Raw genomic sequence first — 240 nt, forward strand, 5'->3', positions numbered from 1 at the left:
GTTCTGCAAAATCCGCCGCAGCAGCTTGATGTCGCTGTCCACCCGCATACGGCTGCCGCGCCAGCGGAAGCGTAAGTGTTGCTCCTGGGCCAGTGCCTTGAATTCTGCGCCCAGGGTGTCGAACAGCTCGTTGAGGACAAAGGGCTGGCGCTGCGGATTGATCTTGCCGTTTTCCAGGCGCGAAATATCCAGCAAATCACTGATCAAGTCTTCAGCCGAGCGCAGCGAGCTGTCCAGGTG

1 protein-coding gene is annotated in these 240 nt (G+C 59.2%); it reads right to left on the reverse strand.

The window, feature by feature from the left end; all coding sequences use genetic code 11:
* The coding region (locus AAEZ05_RS29995) for a sensor histidine kinase (RefSeq protein ID WP_350650296.1) at positions 1 to 240 on the reverse strand (240 nt) is incomplete at both ends.

Source organism: Pseudomonas sp. HY13-MNA-CIBAN-0226 (assembly GCF_040310305.1).
Classification (GTDB): Bacteria; Pseudomonadota; Gammaproteobacteria; order Pseudomonadales; family Pseudomonadaceae; genus Aquipseudomonas; species Aquipseudomonas gregormendelii.